Source organism: Anaerobutyricum hallii, assembly GCF_900209925.1.
GTDB classification, from domain to species: domain Bacteria; phylum Bacillota; class Clostridia; order Lachnospirales; family Lachnospiraceae; genus Anaerobutyricum; species Anaerobutyricum soehngenii.
The window spans coordinates 3,497,632-3,515,670 of sequence record NZ_LT907978.1; the positions used below are offsets into that span (position 1 = coordinate 3,497,632).

Sequence of the window (18,039 nt, forward strand, 5' to 3'; positions counted from 1 at the left end):
TTGTCGGACGACCTGCTGTTCTTCTCATAGCATCCATTTTCATCTTATATGCAAATGCTTTCTCACTCGGTAACAGTTCCTCTCGCTGAATGTTAGCGTCCACCATCGCAATCACGGCATCATCATCCGATAATTCTCTTACGATTGCCGGAATAGTCGTAAGTCCTGCAAGCTGTGCTGCATGCATTCTTCTATGACCGGATACCATTTCATATTCTTCATTATCATCCATTCGAAGCAGTACCGGTGTCAGTACTCCATTGATCCTTACACTTTCAACCAGATCCTGCATCTTTTCATCATCCAGCACCTTGAACGGATGATTTTTAAACGGATGGATCTTACTGATTTCTATCTCCATTGCAGATTCTTCATTTACCACACCCAGCAGTTCATCAATGCTTGCCAGTTTAATCTTTTCGCCACTTCTATTTTTCATTTTTCAAAACCTCCTGTGTTAAGTTCTTATATGCTTCGGCAACTTTTCCTTTCGGGCAGTGCATGTAGATGCTTTTTCCCTCTGCACTGGTCTCAGCAGCTTTTACAGACATCGGGATCACATTTTCAAATACCTCGATCTGACTTCCGTAGGTTGTATGTACTCTCGATGCAATATCCCTTGCGTAATTGGTTCTGAAATCTACCATAGTCAGGAGAATGCCCTCTATCGCCAGTTTCCGGTTCAGTCTTTTCTTTACTGTAAGAATGGTCTTAATCAGCTGCTGAAGTCCTTTCACAGGCAGATATGCGGCCTGCACAGGTATCAGAACAGAATCAGAAGAGACCAGTGCATTGATCGTCATCATACCAAGGCTCGGCATACAGTCGATCAGTATATAATCGTATCGTGATCTTATCGCATCGATATATTCCTTCATGATCATTTCTCTGCTCATAACATTTCCCATCGTTACTTCCAGGGCAGAAAGCTCAATATTTGCCGGAAGTAGATCTACATTTTCCTGGTGATGTAAGATACCATCTTCCAGAGAGATTTCTTCTTCGTTAATGACATCCATCATGATCGTTGCCAGTGTAATGCGAAGATCATCCGGTTCCTCATATCCAAGACTTGCGGTTAAACTTCCCTGTGGATCCGCGTCGATCAGCAACACTTTCTTACCTTCTCTTGCCAGTCCAATGCCTACATTTACGGTTGTGGTGGTCTTTCCAACGCCACCTTTCTGGTTTACTACGGATATAACTTTACACATGATTTCTTCCTCCTTTAACTTTCCCATGATTCTTTTTTCCATAATTTCAACAGTGCCAGTATTTCCCGCTTCATCATTGCCGGTGTATAGGAATTCGGAAAATACTTATGTAGCTGTTCGTTTGTGAAAGCCACTCTTGTGATTTCACCCTTTTTAACCTCACACATGATTTCTTCCATCTTTTCCAGTGACAACTGCTTTTCTTTACTCAGTTGCCGGATCCTCTGGGCCTGTGAGAGTGATGGGATTGCCTGTGCATACTCCATTGCTACAAGCAGTTCTCTTTGTTCTTTTTCACTTAATGCAGCTATCTCTACAGCCGGACAAAAAGAAATGATCTCATCATCCAGTTTCTGCAACATTTCCGGTATCAGTTTTGTCAGTGAGATATAACGCTGCACTTGTTTTGGACTATCACCACAATCTTCACTGATGATTTCTATTGCCCGCTTTCTTGGTGTTTTGTGGTCAACTTGGCTCTTTTTTCGACCACTTTTTCTTTTTAATACGTCATTCTTCAGTTTGTAAGCAAAAGCTTTTTCACTGTAGCTGATCCGTTCTCTGTGAAGATTGGAATCTACCATGCTCAAGATGGAATCATCTTCACTTAATACCCGGATGATCACCGGTACTTTACGGTATCCCAGTTTCTCCGCAGCATGTTTTCTTCTGTGACCGGATATGATCTCATAGTATCCATCCGGTACCGGTCTGACGATCAGCGGATTTAATATTCCATACTTCTCAATGCTTTCCTGCAGAAGAAACATTTCCTTATCATCTTTCACCTGAAACGGATGCTCTTTGAACGGTCGAAGACGCTCAATCTCAATTTCTATGATTCTTTCTTCGTTTTCTCCTGATTGCCTGTTTGGTTCAGTCATCTTGACTCCTTTCCTCCAGGATTCAGGAAATAAAAAATGCCTGCCTGGAACTTTTATAGATAGTAAAGTTCCAAACAGACATTGCTGTTTGACCATTAGCTGTAGCTAATAGAATTGAATACTGTTTCAGCTAATTCATGTTTGCAGGTTTGGGAGAGATTGTTTCTTTTCCCGCCTTTTCTCTGATTTACATCCCCGAATAGGGGGTGACAACAGAGCGGAACCCAAATGTTAGCTGAACTTCCTAAAACCCATGTTTGCAAACAGGTGATTTTGATTAGCTGTCAGCTAACAAAAATCGGATTGCGTTAGCTGGTAATTGATCATTTTGAATGGAAAATCATGTCACGAACGTGATTAGAAAATAACAAAAGCGTTCGCTGTCAGCTAATCCAGCTAACATTTTCGAACGCTTTGAAGCCCGTCGCCAAGAGGATTTGAACCTCCGACCCCTCGCTTAGGAGGCGAGTGCTCTATCCAGCTGAGCTATGACGACACATGCCGCAAACCCTTGATTTTACTGGGTTTCTGGGATTTTCCCTTCGGCCATATATAAGATTATCAACTCTTTTTCGAGTTGTCAATCTACAGATTTTTTTGATTTGGTAACATTAGAACGTTCCCCAATTTGGGGAATGCTTTGTTGTCACCATTAGCATTTTTCAGAATAGATTCGAACTGAAAGTTGTTTTTCATTTTTTCCCTTTGGGGAATGCCTCGGCTTTCTCTTAGGAGGCGAATGCTCTATCCAGCTGAGCTATGCCGACATACGATTTTGGCTTAAAATCAAGGTTTTCCAGCCTTTTTGATCACCCGGATCGGTGACCGATTTTTTCTATTTTCAGCCGATATTTTTTTCGGCGAAAATGCTATTTGCGTCCTCTGCAGCACTTGGCTTTTCTAATCAAAATTCTCAGTACCGAATTGCCATCGACACCTGAGTACTTTTCAAAAGTTCTCAGTACAGGTCCCCCCTTAGGAGGCGAGTGCTCTATCCAGCTGAGCTACGAAGACACATTAACATACATAAAGTATATTAAATTATTTTTTTTCTTTTGTCAAGCCTACAGGCAGTCTACTTCTCCCTGCAGCCAAAGAATCCCTTTAAATCTGCGTCCTACTTTAGGTTCACCCATCAAATCTTCTTTTGCTATAGTGAATTCAATCTGAATGGAATTGCACTCTACTGATAAGTAATAAAATATCTCTTTCGTTCTGCTGTTCTGCATTTCCATCACATTGATGATTTTTCCAAGAACAGAATATTTATCACATTCTACACTATGAGGCATAAAATACGATGTTACAATGGTAAATAGATCTTCCTTTTTTGATCTGCTGCTGACTGCGGTATATGTATCCATATCTTCTAGTGTCAGCTGTTCCATTGCCTCAATATCTCCTGCTTTTGCAGCATCGATCATTTCATTACGGAGTTCATTTCCCTTTCGTTCTTCCCGTTCCTGAAATTCATCTTTTTCGACTGGTAAAATAATCATTCCCTTTTTTGACATTCCGGATAAAGTTATACTATTTATCTTATCATGAAACTTCCCATAAACTATTTTTAAATAGTCTACTGGATTATTTACATGAAATATTAGTGGGATACCAATATTATTCTCATCACAAATGCCCGCATACCCTTCTTTATCTGTATAATGTTCAAATTCTAAATCTTCATGATACAGGTAATTCGCACCGCGGACATATGGGTAAAAATGATCTGTTACCCGATATCCATCTCTATCCATAACTTCTATTACTGCAATCCCTACTGCTTCAGCAAAATCTTTTTCGTAAATAAATATTGCTTCTTCTTCGTCTATTTGAAACCAGTTTTTTCTACTGGGATTCTTCTTTATTTCATTAATTAGTTCGTCTATCTTTTTTCTGCTGTTCAAATCACTAAAACCAATTGCTTTTAAATATTCTCGCATATATGCCGCTCCCTCTCACTCCTTTTATATTTATAATTCCGTATCATCATTATATGATGTTAGGGTCAAAAGGTATTTTGACCCTAACTTGATGTCACGAATTACTCCGCAGCTAATGCAGCTCCCGTAATTCTGAAACATTCGAAATCCGCTGATTTACTACGTAAATCGCTACTTTCTCATGTTCCGCGGGTCCCAAAGTCAAACACCTTATCGTACAAGCACGAACGGCGTTTTGACCTTTTGACCCTGACATCATTATATATTTATATAATTCAGAAAGCAAGTTAAAAGAGTTAAGATATGTGAATTGAACATATCTTAACTCTTTTTCTTTTGTGTTTATATATTATGATGTTGAAATCAAGAGGTATCTTGATTCTGGTATCATATTATTTATCTGTTTCTTTTTTTTCGTCATATTTTAATGCCATATCAAGAGAAATCTTTTCTTCTTCTGCTAATACCTGTTCACATACAGCTTCTTTAATTTCTTTTAAATAAACATGACATCCTGCTCTATTATGTATTACATTTAAGATAAATCCATTATCTCTACTATTTAACAGTGTAAGAGCAAAACTGATACTTCCTCCGCTAAGAGAATTTTCTACATTAAATGCATCATATTTATAAATACCGACCTTGCTGTAATTTCTTCTGAGCATATCATAAATAATAGCAATCTGAGCATCATTATCTTTCTGGCCAGCTTTTAGCTTATCAATCTCCCTGAATCTTTTATAAATTGTATATTCCAAAGACTTTCCGCTTTCTCCAGTCATAAATTCCACATATCGCTTTCTCATCTTTAAGTAATCTAAAAGAAGAAAGAATAGTGCTATAAACATGATCACAACTACAACTGATACAAAAACAATAAATGCATCCAGTTTCACATTAAAGAAATTTAATATTCTACTATTCATACTTTTTCTCCATTATCTTCTGTTAACAGTGTCATTCTTTAATACTTTGGATTAAATCTATAATTCGCTCCAATTCATCTTTAGAATAATACTCAATTTCTATTTTTCCCTTATTATTTTTCTTGTTTTTGATGCTAACCTTACTTCCAAGAATATCCTTCATTTTATTCTCAAAAAAAGTAATCATACTCTTTTCCTGCAATGACTCCTCTTCATCTACTTTTTTATTTTCTTTTTGATTCATTACAGTTTTAACCAGTTTTTCTGCTTCTCGAACACTTAAGTTTTCATCAAGAATTTTTTCTGCTAATTGATACTGCACATCTCCATCATCAATAGATAAAAGAGTTCTTCCATGTCCACTGCTGATAAGATTTTCAATTACCATATTTTGAACACGTTCATCCAGTTTGAGCAGTCTCATAATATTGGTAATAGCTGTTCTGCTCTTTGATACACTAGCAGCAATTTCATCCTGTTTTAATCCATATGTATTATAAAGCTGTTCATATGCCTTTGCTTCCTCAATTGGATTCAAATCTTCTCTTTGAAGATTTTCAATCAATGAAATCTTTAATGTTTCCTTTTCATCATAATTTTTTATGATTACAGGAACCTCTTTTAATCCGGCTTTCTTACATGCTCTCCATCTTCTTTCACCAGCAATGATTTCATAATACTTATCTTTTTTCTGTACAATAAGCGGCTGAATAACCCCATATTGTTTTATAGAATCAGCTAACTCTTCAATGGCATCTTCATCAAATTGTTTTCTTGGCTGATTTCTATTCGGCTCCACATCATGAATACTGAGTGTAAGAATCTGATTTTCCGCTGCTTCTTGTGTATCTTTATTTTTTCCTGTCGATTTTTTAGGCATACTTTCATCTTTTGGAATCAGAAGGTCTAATCCTCTTCCCAAACCTTTTCTAACCGCCATAAAATATATGCTCCTCCCATCTAAACTTGAAAATGTTTCACGTGAAACATTGTGTATTCTATCTTGTGAAACAATATTATAAAATTCGTGAAACGTTACACATTTTAATTACTCGTCTCTATTTTACTGTGCGTTTTCGATTACTTCATCAGCTAACATTCTGTAAGCTTCCGTACCAGAAGAACGCTTATCATAAAGATTAATTGGTAAACCATAACTAGGAGCTTCTGCTAATCTAACATTTCTTGGAATAATCGTCTTATAAATTGTCTGTTTTAAATTATCCTTTACATTTTCCACAACCTGTAAAGACAGATTTGTTCGAGCATCATACATAGTAAATACTACACCCTCAATATACAAATCTGGATTCAAGCTATCCTGAATTAATTCAATCGTATAGATTAACTGAGAAAGACCATCTAATGCGTAAAATTCACATTGAATCGGAACCAAAACAGAATCTGAAGCTGTCATTGCATTTACGGTAAGCATGCCAAGTGCCGGCGGACAATCTATAATTATAAAATCATAATTATCTTTAATCGGTTCTAATTGTTTCTTTAAAATATATTGCATATTTTCTCTGGTAACTAATTCAATCTCCGCTCCTGCCAAATTTCTATTTGCCGGAATCAAAAATAAATTTTCAAAACATTCCTCTACAGGAATAATCGCTTCTTCAATACTAACTTCTTCTCTTAAAACTTCGTAAACTGTTTTATCCAACTCATTTTTCTCAAAACCAAAACCGCTTGTAGTATTCCCCTGAGAGTCCATATCAATTAAAAGGACTTTCTTTCCCTTCTCCGCAAGACATGCAGAAAGATTAATGGATGTTGTTGTTTTTCCAACTCCACCTTTCTGATTTGCAATAGCAATCACTCTGCTCATAAACAAACCTCCATATTTTCATCATATAAAACCTATAAACTTGCAAAATTTAAAATCAAATTCTTCCATATTCAAATTTTAAACTTCAAACTTCAAATCTTGCAACTTATCGGAATTATTATAACATGAAATAAGATATCACGCTAGATATTATGTTTCACGTGAAACATTTTTACTATTTGATTCATTAGGGAACAGACGAAAAAAGAAATACTACCATATCCCATCTGCTCTGTAGTCGCTGTGTTTAAGATGCTTGTCTGCATCTTAAACACACTCCGAAGCCGCATCTGGGATATGGTAGTATTTCTTTTTTCTGTGTGTTGGCTCCAGAAGGAATGAATGCAATAGTATCTGGGAGGGATAAGGGGAAGAGGTCAGAAAGGTTCCTTCTTGCTCGGAAGATGTATCGTCAGAAGCTTAGATGCTTTCTTTAACGAACAGTAAAGAGAGAGGGCATTGTTATTTTCCAAAAAATTAGAGGAGTCCCCTTTAGATTCATTTGTATACTCTAATTCAAGAATACCTCGGTATTCTTGCTACGAGATGTGCATCATGTAACGCATGACATACATCGAGACAAACGATATATCGCGACAATATAATGATAAATTTATCTTGTATAGTGATAGCTTGCAGTATCATCTTATCATCAGTGAAACTTGAAAAAAGGTTCAGCATAACGGAGAGAGTAAGTAGTAGACTCCTGACCTCTCCCCCTTCTCTCCCCAAAAGACGTATTGCATTCATTCCTTCTGGAGCCAAAACACAGAAAATAAAAATAATAGACCATAACAAATGTAATGTGAGAGTAGATAAATAAAATTTTATGACAGAAATATTTTCCGAGTAAGTAGTAGACTTCTGACCTCTTCCCCTTATCCCTCCCCAAAGACTATTGCATTCATTCCTTCTGGAGCCAACAAGCAGAAAATAAAAATAATAGACCATAACAAATGTAATGTGAGAGCAAGTAAAAATGCCGAACAGGCATTTTCTACGCAGTGATATCTTTACATTTGTTATGGTCTATTATTTTTATTTTCGTCTGTTTTCTCTAATGAATCAACTAGTTAATTACATTTGTTCTGGACATTCTATTCCTAATAAGTCTAATGCTGATTTGATGACTCTCATCGTTACATCTACTACTTTTAATCTTGCCATCTTTACATTTTCATCTTCTACATTAATCTGGCAGTCATGATAGAACTTATTAAAGTGCTGTGCCACAGATACAGCAAATCTTGCAATCATAAATGGTTCGTACTTTTCTGCTGCTTCTTTAATAACCTGAGGGAATCTTGTAAGGTCTTTTAACAGGTTCATTGTTGCATCGTCTGTTAATACAGAATAATCAACTTCTGCAGGTAATTCAACCGCTCCTACTTTACGGAATACGCTGGCACATCTTGCATACGTATACTGTACATATGGACCAGTTTCTCCGTCAAAGTTAAGAATCTTATCCCAGTTAAAGATTACATCTTTGATTCTCTGGTTATATAAATCATTGAAAAGAATTGCACCGATTCCAACCTGTCTGGATACTTCTTCTTTGTTTGGTAAGTCAGGATTCTTTTCATTAATGATTTCATGAATCTTTTCGATGGCTTCATGCAAGATCTGCTCTGCATAAATAACATTTCCATTTCTTGTGGAGAGCTTTCCACCTTCCATACTAACTAATCCGTATGGAACATGTACAAGATTCTGATACCAATCGTATCCTAATAACTCGATTACTTTAAATACCTGTGCAAAATGAAGTTTCTGCTCTAATCCAGTAACATAAATACACTTATCAAAGTTATATGTTCTCTTACGATATAATAATGCTGCTAAATCGCGGGTAGCATAGATGCTGCTTCCGTCCTTCTTCATGATCAGACATGGAGCCATGTCATACTCATCTAATGATACAATATGTGCGCCTTCACTTTCTACAAGTAAATCTTTCTCCTGAAGTTTTTCTACTACTTCATGAGTCTTATCACGATAGAAACTTTCTCCTGTAAAATGGTCAAAGTCCATTCCAAGTAATTTATAAATTCGTTTGTATTCTACTAAACTGATATCTTTAAACCACTGCCAGATAGCAAGTGCCTCTTCATCTCCCTGCTCCATCTTAACAAACCATTCTCTTGCCTGGTCATTTAAAGAATCATCTTTTTCTGCTTCCTGATGGAACTTTACATAAATCTTCATCAGTTCATCAATTCCGTTTTTCTCTACAGCTTCTTTGCTTCCCCACTTTTTATAAGCAACGATCAGCTTACCAAACTGTGTTCCCCAGTCTCCTAAATGGTTGATTCTTTCTACATGATAGCCTAATTTAGAATAAATCTTATAAAGAGAGTTTCCGATGATTGTTGTTCTTAAATGTCCTACGTGGAAGTTCTTTGCTACGTTTGGAGAAGAATAATCGATACAAACAGTCTTGCCTTCACCTTCTGTTCCAGCTCCAAAATCTGCAGTGTCCACAGTTTTCATAATTTCTTTTGCAAATGCTTCTTTTGCTAAGAAGAAATTGATATATGCACCTACATTTACAACTTTATCAAAAATATCATAACCTTTTTCATTAATCTGAGCGGTCAGCTCCTCAGCAATCATATTTGGCGCTTTACGAAATGCTTTAGCTAAGCGGAAACATGGGAATGCAAAGTCACCCATATCTGTCTTTTTAGGAATCTCTAAAGCTGCCGCAATATCTTCTTTGCTCATCTGTTCGATATTTTCAGATAGAATATCAATAATTTTGTTTTTCATTATTTACTCCCTTTCTTTTATATATTCTAGGAATCTTACTGTACTTGATTCTGTCAGAAACTTTCGTATCAATACTCTCTTATCAATACTTTCGTATCAGAACTTTCGTATTAAAACTTTCCTATCAGAATTCTTATTGGATTTTTCCCGGCTGCTCTTTTATGTTTGATCGCAACAGGTAACTTTATCCCCTGTCTATATCATAGGATATCTTAAATGTATCTACCGGACCATCTTCACACATACAATTCAGGGTAAGGATGATTTTCTCCTCAGTGACTTTACCTTCTATAAGTATCATGGAAATATCATAGTCTTCTACGGCTGATACAATATTGATCGTCAGTTGTCTTAATATATTCGCTACAACTCTTGTTTCTAGCTGTATTCCTTCATCTTCGAATTCAAGAAGAATTTCTAATTCATCATATCTGTCCTGAAAAAATGTTACTAACTCTTTTAAATTTTTCAGTAGTTCCGGATGGGTTTCATGCTTTTTATAAAAATCTTCTACAGTAATCCGATTCTTTTCTTTCTTTAATAAAAAACCGGAAAGACTATCTTTTGAATCGTCATCTAGCATGGTCTCTATATCCTGTAAAAAGTCTTTAATCTCTAACATTCTTCCATCTAGCATCTCTGCTTCTTCGCTGATTCTGCTGATATTGGCAAGAAGTTGTTTTTCTTTTTCATCCTTCTGATCTTCATCAATTTCACTTATATTTAAAGGAGAAAAATACTTTCTGACATCTTTCTTCCCAATATTAGGGAACAATGTCTTATCCTTTTGCTCTTTCTCCATTTTTAATTGAAGAATCTCATTTTCCAGATTATCTTTTTTCTCAGATAAAAACAAATACTCATTAGAAAGATGCTTTCTTAGTTTATCGTGAAAAACGGACATCCTTCCCTGCAAATTTGTATTATCTATAAAAATATCATTCTTTTCTTTCATATCCATACTAATCTGCCTTATCTTTCTGACATGTTCAAGAATACCTCGATTATCTACAGAGGATTCTTTGTCGGCGTTCCCGCCTTTCTTGGATAAAGCTTTGGTGTTCCCTTACATTTCTTTATCTTAATTAAAAGACGTTCTGCTTCATCCTCTTCTAAATGAAATTCATCTACATTTTCTATTTTACATCCTAACACATTCATGCAGTTTTGTGCATTAGTTATTTCATCTAATCCTTTTTTTCCTTTGTAGGATACAAAATATCCATTTGTTCTGACAAATGGAATACAGTATTCGCTTAACACACTCAAATTAGCGACTGCTCTTGAAACACACAGATCAAAGGAAGCTCGCAGACTTTTATCTCTTGCTAAATCTTCTGCTCTTCCATGAAGTGCTTCTAAACCTTCTAGTCCAAGTGCTTTTTTGACTTCATTTAAAAAACCGACTCTCTTATTTAAAGAATCTACTAATACAAACTGAATCTCCGGATAAACAATTTTTAATGGAATTCCCGGAAAACCTGCACCGGTTCCGACATCAATACAAGTCTTTACTTTGGTCATATCCATGACTCTTCTACAGCTTAAACTATCAATAAAATGCTTTTCAATCACTTCATCTTCGTCTGTGATCGCAGTTAAATTCATTGACTTATTTGTTTCGATCAACATATTATAAAACAGTTCAAACTGGTCTAACTGCTTTGGACTAAGGCTGATTTCTTCCTTTAATGCCCGGGCTTTTAATTTTTCTTTAAACTCCATATATTCCTCTTATTTCTCACCGCCTGTAAGACGCTGCTACTTCTTATGTCTCATCTGCTCCATATAAATCATCAGTACAGAAATATCTGATGGAGAAACTCCTGAAATTCGAGATGCCTGTCCAACAGAATGTGGATGTACTGCCTTTAACTTCTGAACAGCTTCATTACGCAAGTTGTGAACTTCATCATAATTTATAGTGTCAGGAATTAGTTTGTTTTCCATTTTCTTAAACTGTTCTACCTGCTGAAGCTGTCTCTTAATATATCCTTCATATTTAATATTAATGTTAATCTGCTCTATCACATCATCATCTAACGGTTCTCTTTCCGGATCGATGGATGCTAAAGATTCATAATTAAGTTCCGGACGCTTTATCAGTTCTTCTAATGTAGAACCACTATTTAACTGGGAACTTCCCAAACTTACCAGTAATTCCTGTACCGTCTTGTTCGCACCGATATTTACATGCTTTAAACGTTCAATTTCTTTTTCAATCTGATCTTTCTTTAAAAGGAACTTCTCATATCTTTCATCATCGATCAGACCAATCTCATGTCCAATTGGTGTAAGACGCATATCTGCATTATCCTGTCTTAATAAAAGACGATACTCTGCTCTTGAAGTCATCATACGATATGGTTCATGGTTTTCCTTTGTAACAAGGTCATCAATTAATACACCAATATACGCCTGCGAACGGTCCAGTATCACCGGTTCCTTTCCAGTGCATTTTCTTGCTGCATTAATGCCGGCGATTAGTCCCTGACAGGCAGCTTCTTCATATCCTGAGCTTCCATTAAACTGTCCACCGCTAAAAAGTCCCTGAATATTTCTGAATTCCAGTGATAACTTTAACTGATTCGGATTGATGCAGTCATACTCTATCGCATACGCATTACGGATGATCTTGACGTTTTCGAGACCTTTTACCGTACGATACATCTCATACTGAACATCTTCCGGAAGTGAACTGCTCATACCACCAACATACATTTCATTTGTAAATTCACCTTCTGGTTCAATGAAAAGCTGATGACGCTTTCTATCAGCAAAACGGACAACTTTATCCTCGATAGACGGACAATATCTCGGACCGGTTCCCTCAATAACACCCGCATAGATTGGTGAACGATCTAAATTATCTCGAATGATTTTATGAGTTTCTTCGTTCGTATACGTTAACCAACAGGAAATCTGCTCTCTCTTAATATCTTCTTCCTTATTTGTAAAACTGAATGGCACGATTTTTTCATCGCCAAACTGTTCTTCCATCACATCAAAGTTAACCGAACGCTTATCGATTCTTGCCGGAGTTCCTGTCTTAAAACGGTATAATTCAACACCATTATCTTTTAGGGACTGGCTTAAATAGTTCGCTGCCTGCAAACCATTCGGCCCCGTATAATTGACAACTTCGCCGTACAGACATCTTGCTTTTAAATAGGTTCCTGTTGCCAGAACAACTGCCTTTGCATGGTAAACGGCTCCGGAAAATGTTTTTACTCCTCGAATACTTCCATCTTCCACGATCAGCTCCGTAACCTCTGCCTGGCGTAGCGTTAAGTGATCTGTATTCTGAAGTGTATAACGCATTGTCATGGAATAAGCATCTTTATCTGCCTGTGCTCTTAAAGAATGAACAGCCGGTCCCTTAGACTTATTCAACATCTTCGACTGGATATATGTCTTATCAATATTTTTACCCATCTCTCCGCCGAGCGCATCGATTTCTTTTACAAGATGTCCCTTGGAGCTTCCTCCGATATTCGGATTACAGGGCATCAACGCCACACTGTTCATACTAACTGTAAAAATGATCGTCTCGCATCCAAGTCTTGCCGCTGCAAGGGCCGCTTCGCATCCGGCATGACCCGCTCCTACTACGATCACATCATAGCATTCTTCTACTGTCTTCATTAAGTCCTCCATAAATAAGTTCTCTACACTAAAATACCTGCTTCACTTCAAGAATACTTCTACATTTTTCTTCCGCATTCTTGAAGTGAGATGCACGTCATGCAGCGCATGACCTGTTACTTTCCTGTACAGAACTTGGAAAATATCTCATTTACTAAATCTTCTTCTACAGACTCCCCAATGATCAATCCCAGTTTTTCATATGCATTCATAAGATCAATCGTGAAGAAATCTTCCGGCATTCCTGCCTCAATACTTCTTTGTACACATTCAAGACTCTCATATGTCTTTGCAAGCGCATCTTTATGTCTTGCATTTGTAATATAGACTTCCTGATTCACATCTATTCTACCATGAAACATCATATTTTTTAATTCTATTATGAAATTATCTATTCCATCTCCATATTTTGCAGAGATAGAGATTACCGGTGTCTCTTCAGAAATATACTCCTGTAATACAGAAGAATCAAAGCTGCCTTCTTCCTGAACTTTATCTGACTTATTCAGTAAAATAATCTTCTTTTTATCACGTATCTGCTGAAGTATTTCTATATCTTCTTCACTGATCTGTACGGAAGTATCCATCAAAAATAAAATTAAATCCGCACTTTCCATTTCTTTTCTGGCTCTCTCAACACCAATACTCTCTACTTTATCTTCTGTATCACGTATTCCAGCAGTATCTACGATATTAAGAGTGATTCCATCAATCGTAACAGACTCTTCTAACGTATCCCTTGTTGTTCCTGCAATATCAGTAACAATGGCTCGTTCCTCTCCTAATAATGCATTCAAAAAAGAGGACTTTCCGGCATTCGGTTTCCCTATGATACAGGTTCGTATTCCTTCTGCTATGATTCTTCCGTTATCATAAGAATCCAACATACCCCTTGCAGTCTTAATCCACTGTTTATCTAATTCTAAAAGTTTTTCAGAGAAACCATCTAAACTGTAATGCTCCGGATCATCTAATGCAGATTCTATAAACGCAACCTGATAGATAATCTCTTCTCTTAACTGCTTTATCCGGTCGGATAATCCTCCCTTTAACTGTGTCATGGAATTCTTTCTTGCCATCTCATTCTTGGAATCAATCAGATCCATAACCGCTTCTGCCTGGGATAGATCAATTCGTCCATTGAGAAATGCTCTTTTTGTAAATTCTCCCGGTTCTGCCGCTCTCGCACCATTCTTCAGTACAAGGTTCAGCACTTTATATACCACAGTGACCCCGCCATGACAATCAATCTCAACTACATCTTCCTTCGTATAACTGTGTGGTCCCTTCATAATAAGGACGATACATTCATCAATTACTTCCTGTCCATCCTTAATATTTCCATAATAAATGCGATGATTCTCTAACTGATGCACATCCACTTTTTTGTTATATGGTTCAAAAATATTCGAAAGAATCGTCATGGCTTCGCTTCCACTGATTCTTATAATTCCTATTCCTGCATTCGACACTGCAGTAGCAATCGCAGCAATCGTATCAAATTCATTTATCATTCCCATAACACTCTCCATCTGCTGTGTTGTCTGAGCTTCAAAAATAATCATTCTGTAAATTCAAAAATAGGATGCTTAAAAATTCCCGTAAGAATCTTTAAACATCCCTAATCTCATACTTATGTTATCTGTCTCTCTTTAACATAATAACAACTTTTCTATACGGTTCCTCACCTTCACTCTTCGTGCAGACATATCTGTCATTCTGAAGTGCAGAATGAATCACACGCCTTTCATAAGGATTCATTGGCTCTAAAGCAACAGGTTTTTTCGTCCTCTTTACCGTATATGCTATTTTTTTAGCTAACTTTTCAAGTGTAACTTTTCTTCTTTCGCGATAATTCTCTGTATCAAGCTTAACGCGGATATATGCATCGCTCTCACGATTCACATAAAGACTGATCAAATACTGTAATGCATCAAGTGTCTGTCCCCTCTTTCCGATAAGGATACCCATATCAGAACCGGATAAATCAATATTCATTACATTATCTTCTTCTTTAAAGTCAATATTTACTGTAGTTTCCACTTTCATGGCATCAAATAATTCTTCACAAAATGCCTGTGTTCTTTCTAGTAAAGACTTCTTTACTGTCACAGAAATCACAGCCGGTTTAGTGTTAAAGATACCAAGGAACCCCTTGCTTCCTTCGTCTATTACTTTATACTCCAGCTGATCACTGCTAATGCCAAGCTCAAGTGTAGCCGCTGTAATCGCTTCGTCTACTGTCTTAGCTTTAAATTCTCTAACTTCCACTACTTCTTACCTCCCCTGGTATTTCCGTGTTCCTTCTCATACTGAGATACCATATATGCTTTTTTACCAATATCTCCAAGCTTACTGATATCTACAGAACTAAGACTATCGAAGTCTTCTTTCCCTGTTCCCTCCGGACCAGCGATCTTCTTTGTATTAATGGAAGCAATCTGCTTAATTGTTTTTCTTTCGTAAGAATTCTCAACTCCCTCTTTAGCAGAATCTGCCTTTGCAGAGGTATCCATGAGTTTCTCCATAAATGTTTTCTGTCCTTTTGCTTTCTTCTTTGCAGCCTTTTCTTTATTCTTAGCAACGAGAATATTAATATCTACACTATCCATGTATTTATTAATAATAACCTGCTGTAAGCACTGGAATAATGCACTTGTTACCCAGTAAAGACCAAGACCTGCAGGTGTAACTAAACAGAAATATAAAGACATAAGAGGCATCATGATCGTCATGCTCTTTGTCATTCCTGCTGCCGGATTATTCCCATCCAGCTCAGGCTGTTTCATTGTCTTTGCTGATAAGTACTGGAATAATGCAGCCAGTATCGGAATCAGCCAATAAATAGACGGATGAAATCCCGGTACCTGAGAAACATTAATTCCTGCAAAGAAGTCGTTCATTCCAATAATATGAGTAGATGAACTGTTAATTACATCTGATGCAGATGGAATCGCTTTGGCAAGCTGATGCCATGCATCCGCATTAAAATAATTCAGTGTATCGATAATCTGATTCTTTGTCGCATCTGATGCAAGTGTTGTAACGTAAGAAGACTTTAATCCCTTACCAATCTTATTAATCGTATCAATTGCACCTGCCTGTCCGGCAATTGCAGTTACAACCTGCATGTAAACAGCTTTTACCTGAGGAATATATGCAGGAATCTTTCGGATAACCTGATATAACGCCAGGAAAATAGGCATCTGAATTACTAACTGGAGACATCCACCAGTTGGATTCGTGCCATATTTTTCATAAACCTTCTGAATCTCTTCATTCTGCTTCATCATAGAAGCCTGATCGGTTTTATTACGGTACTTTCTCTGAATCTTATTGATCTCAGGCTGCATTACCTGACTGATCTTAGCAAACTTCTGCTGCTTAATTGTTAACGGCAGCATTAATAATCGAACAATAATGGTAAATATGATAATACATAATCCAATGTTCTGAATGCCAATGAAATTCAAACAATAAAAAATGAATTCCATAACATACCCAAGTAAGGTAGCAATCCATCCGATAATCGGAGTGGTAGACTGCGTCAATAACATACTTTTCCTCCTTAACTATGGAACCGGATCATATCCGCCTTTCGAAAAAGGATTACAACGCAGAATCCGCCACGCTGCTAACAATCCCCCCTTTAATACACCATACTTCTCAATCGCCTCAATCGCATACTGCGAGCAGGTCGGTGTATATATACAGGTCGCTCTTCCTTTAAGAGCCGACAGATATTTCTGATAAAATCTTATTATTTTAATAAAAATAATTTTCATTCCAAATCATCGTCTTCTAATAATAAATGATGTAAATTCAACAAATGAAAAATGGCACTTTCAAACTTCCCATAGTCAGACTCTTTCGCTGACGGGCGTGCCACGATTACAATGTCATAGCCACTCTTGATCTCTTTCCAGTGAAGACGCATAACCTCTCTGATTACTCTGGTTACTCTGTGGCGGACAATACTGTTTCCTACTTTTTTACTTACAGAAATTCCTATACGGTTAGAAGATGCGTCATTCTTCTTTATTATCATTACGAAACAACGATTCGCCTTAGACTTACCGTTACGATATACCGCCTGGAATTCCCAATTCTTTCTTAAAGACTTAAATTCATTCACTTAACTTTCTCAACTTTCCAAACAATCAAATGAGAAAAGAAAAGGCCACATCACTGCGACCTAAGCTGATAATTTATTTCTTCCTTTTGCTCTTCTTCTAGCTAATACTTTTCTGCCGTTAGCAGTACTCATTCTTTTTCTAAATCCATGAACTTTAGATCTCTGTCTTTTCTTTGGCTGAAATGTCATCTTCATGCGAAAGCCACCTCCTTAACGAATATTATACCTGTCTTGTTGAAAAACATCACTCCTATTATATTGAAAAATGTCCTCTAAGTCAAGCAATTCCTGCGTATTTTCTTATTAAATCCGGATTTTTAATTTTTTGCACATCAAAATCAGAAGTTATGCACGAGTTATCCACATTTTGTGCATAACTTGTGCATAACTTTAAAAATATTCACAATATCCATCCCGAAAATTCGTCAAAAGCTTTTTTTCTCTTGCAATTTTCGATGTGCATAATTTCGTTTTAGTTATCCACATTTTGTTACTTTTCTTTTTTTTCTTTAAAAAAACAGCATTTTTCTCAGTTATCCACAATAAGTTATCCACATTTTTTCAACATTCGTATATTGAAAAAATGTGGGTTCTGTTATACACTTATACTAAAAGCCGAGCCGTCTCGAACTCTGCTTATTTTTTGTTCAGACAGTTCAACATATTAAACCAGAATGGAGTTAACA

The 18,039-nt window shown here is 36.6% G+C and carries 16 protein-coding genes, 1 tRNA gene and 1 pseudogene; all 18 read right to left on the bottom strand.

Translation table 11 applies throughout. The annotated features are described in order from the left end of the window. Positions 1-7: 7 nt before the first annotated feature. Positions 8-439 (bottom strand): annotated as a pseudogene (locus EHLA_RS15895) (ParB/RepB/Spo0J family partition protein); the annotation flags it as partial. Further along, complete coding sequence (locus EHLA_RS15900) at positions 429-1,214, bottom strand: ParA family protein (protein ID WP_055225992.1); 786 nt, start codon at positions 1,212-1,214, stop codon at positions 429-431. The pseudogene EHLA_RS15895 and the gene EHLA_RS15900, both read right to left, overlap by 11 nt. 14 nt (positions 1,215-1,228) lie before the next feature. Beyond that, positions 1,229-2,194 (bottom strand): ParB/RepB/Spo0J family partition protein, encoded by a 966-nt coding sequence (locus EHLA_RS15905; protein ID WP_055160129.1) that lies wholly within the window; start codon positions 2,192-2,194, stop codon positions 1,229-1,231. Positions 2,195-2,520: 326 nt separating this feature from the next. Beyond that, positions 2,521-2,594: transfer RNA gene (locus EHLA_RS15915), tRNA-Arg, on the bottom strand. Between the two features lie 568 nt (positions 2,595-3,162). Then, entirely contained in the window at positions 3,163-4,038 is an 876-nt protein-coding gene (locus tag EHLA_RS15920) for a DUF3881 family protein (protein WP_005349868.1), read from the bottom strand. A gap of 392 nt (positions 4,039-4,430) precedes the next feature. Continuing rightward, a complete protein-coding gene (locus tag EHLA_RS15925; RefSeq protein ID WP_022169744.1) occupies positions 4,431-4,967 on the bottom strand; it encodes a DUF4446 family protein in 537 nt (178 codons plus the stop codon). Between the two features lie 31 nt (positions 4,968-4,998). After that, positions 4,999-5,907 (bottom strand): ParB/RepB/Spo0J family partition protein, encoded by a 909-nt coding sequence (locus EHLA_RS15930; RefSeq protein ID WP_096241502.1) that lies wholly within the window; start codon positions 5,905-5,907, stop codon positions 4,999-5,001. Positions 5,908-6,030: 123 nt separating this feature from the next. Beyond that, positions 6,031-6,801, bottom strand: a complete 771-nt coding sequence (locus EHLA_RS15935; RefSeq protein WP_096241503.1) for a ParA family protein — start codon at positions 6,799-6,801, stop codon at positions 6,031-6,033. 1,077 nt (positions 6,802-7,878) lie between these two features. Further along, positions 7,879-9,573, bottom strand: a complete 1,695-nt coding sequence (argS, locus tag EHLA_RS15945) for an arginine--tRNA ligase (protein ID WP_021906139.1) — start codon at positions 9,571-9,573, stop codon at positions 7,879-7,881. Between the two features lie 184 nt (positions 9,574-9,757). Next, positions 9,758-10,534 carry a hypothetical protein gene (locus tag EHLA_RS15950; RefSeq protein ID WP_021906140.1) on the bottom strand — a complete coding sequence of 259 codons (777 nt, stop codon included), beginning with the start codon at positions 10,532-10,534 and terminating at the stop codon, positions 9,758-9,760. Between the two features lie 47 nt (positions 10,535-10,581). Further along, on the bottom strand, positions 10,582-11,298 hold the full coding sequence (gene rsmG / locus EHLA_RS15955) for a 16S rRNA (guanine(527)-N(7))-methyltransferase RsmG (RefSeq protein WP_096241505.1): 717 nt from the start codon (positions 11,296-11,298) through the stop codon (positions 10,582-10,584). A gap of 36 nt (positions 11,299-11,334) precedes the next feature. Continuing rightward, positions 11,335-13,218 (bottom strand): tRNA uridine-5-carboxymethylaminomethyl(34) synthesis enzyme MnmG, encoded by a 1,884-nt coding sequence (gene mnmG, locus EHLA_RS15960; RefSeq protein ID WP_096241506.1) that lies wholly within the window; start codon positions 13,216-13,218, stop codon positions 11,335-11,337. A gap of 116 nt (positions 13,219-13,334) precedes the next feature. Beyond that, positions 13,335-14,738, bottom strand: a complete 1,404-nt coding sequence (mnmE, locus tag EHLA_RS15965) for a tRNA uridine-5-carboxymethylaminomethyl(34) synthesis GTPase MnmE (protein ID WP_242970753.1) — start codon at positions 14,736-14,738, stop codon at positions 13,335-13,337. 118 nt (positions 14,739-14,856) lie between these two features. Continuing rightward, the gene (gene jag / locus EHLA_RS15970; RefSeq protein ID WP_021906144.1) at positions 14,857-15,489 is read right to left on the bottom strand and encodes an RNA-binding cell elongation regulator Jag/EloR; all 633 of its coding nucleotides are present in this window, start codon (positions 15,487-15,489) and stop codon (positions 14,857-14,859) included. Further along, the gene (locus tag EHLA_RS15975) at positions 15,489-16,775 is read right to left on the bottom strand and encodes a YidC/Oxa1 family membrane protein insertase (RefSeq protein WP_096241507.1); all 1,287 of its coding nucleotides are present in this window, start codon (positions 16,773-16,775) and stop codon (positions 15,489-15,491) included. Before EHLA_RS15975 ends, jag begins: the two co-directional genes overlap by 1 nt. Positions 16,776-16,790: 15 nt before the next feature. Next, entirely contained in the window at positions 16,791-17,003 is a 213-nt protein-coding gene (gene yidD, locus EHLA_RS15980; RefSeq protein WP_021906146.1) for a membrane protein insertion efficiency factor YidD, read from the bottom strand. Then, the gene (rnpA, locus tag EHLA_RS15985; RefSeq protein WP_096241508.1) at positions 17,000-17,353 is read right to left on the bottom strand and encodes a ribonuclease P protein component; all 354 of its coding nucleotides are present in this window, start codon (positions 17,351-17,353) and stop codon (positions 17,000-17,002) included. The genes yidD and rnpA overlap by 4 nt, the downstream gene beginning before the upstream one ends. A 60-nt stretch (positions 17,354-17,413) precedes the next feature. Beyond that, positions 17,414-17,548 carry a 50S ribosomal protein L34 gene (gene rpmH, locus EHLA_RS15990; RefSeq protein WP_005351392.1) on the bottom strand — a complete coding sequence of 45 codons (135 nt, stop codon included), beginning with the start codon at positions 17,546-17,548 and terminating at the stop codon, positions 17,414-17,416. Between the last annotated feature and the right edge of the window lie 491 nt (positions 17,549-18,039).

Excerpts from the sequence above, each read along its gene's own strand:
- EHLA_RS15905 (WP_055160129.1), bottom strand. The coding sequence starts at position 2,194 with ATGGTCAAACAGCAATGTCTGTTTGGAACTTTACTATCTATAAAAGTT.
- rpmH (WP_005351392.1), bottom strand. The coding sequence starts at position 17,548 with ATGAAGATGACATTTCAGCCAAAGAAAAGACAGAGATCTAAAGTTCAT.
- EHLA_RS15900 (WP_055225992.1), bottom strand. The coding sequence starts at position 1,214 with ATGTGTAAAGTTATATCCGTAGTAAACCAGAAAGGTGGCGTTGGAAAG.
- EHLA_RS15920 (WP_005349868.1), bottom strand. The coding sequence starts at position 4,038 with ATGCGAGAATATTTAAAAGCAATTGGTTTTAGTGATTTGAACAGCAGA.
- EHLA_RS15925 (WP_022169744.1), bottom strand. The coding sequence starts at position 4,967 with ATGAATAGTAGAATATTAAATTTCTTTAATGTGAAACTGGATGCATTT.
- EHLA_RS15930 (WP_096241502.1), bottom strand. The coding sequence starts at position 5,907 with ATGGCGGTTAGAAAAGGTTTGGGAAGAGGATTAGACCTTCTGATTCCA.
- rsmG (WP_096241505.1), bottom strand. The coding sequence starts at position 11,298 with ATGGAGTTTAAAGAAAAATTAAAAGCCCGGGCATTAAAGGAAGAAATC.
- mnmE (WP_242970753.1), bottom strand. The coding sequence starts at position 14,738 with ATGGGAATGATAAATGAATTTGATACGATTGCTGCGATTGCTACTGCA.
- mnmG (WP_096241506.1), bottom strand. The coding sequence starts at position 13,218 with ATGAAGACAGTAGAAGAATGCTATGATGTGATCGTAGTAGGAGCGGGT.
- EHLA_RS15950 (WP_021906140.1), bottom strand. The coding sequence starts at position 10,534 with ATGGATATGAAAGAAAAGAATGATATTTTTATAGATAATACAAATTTG.
- EHLA_RS15935 (WP_096241503.1), bottom strand. The coding sequence starts at position 6,801 with ATGAGCAGAGTGATTGCTATTGCAAATCAGAAAGGTGGAGTTGGAAAA.
- yidD (WP_021906146.1), bottom strand. The coding sequence starts at position 17,003 with ATGAAAATTATTTTTATTAAAATAATAAGATTTTATCAGAAATATCTG.
- argS (WP_021906139.1), bottom strand. The coding sequence starts at position 9,573 with ATGAAAAACAAAATTATTGATATTCTATCTGAAAATATCGAACAGATG.
- EHLA_RS15975 (WP_096241507.1), bottom strand. The coding sequence starts at position 16,775 with ATGTTATTGACGCAGTCTACCACTCCGATTATCGGATGGATTGCTACC.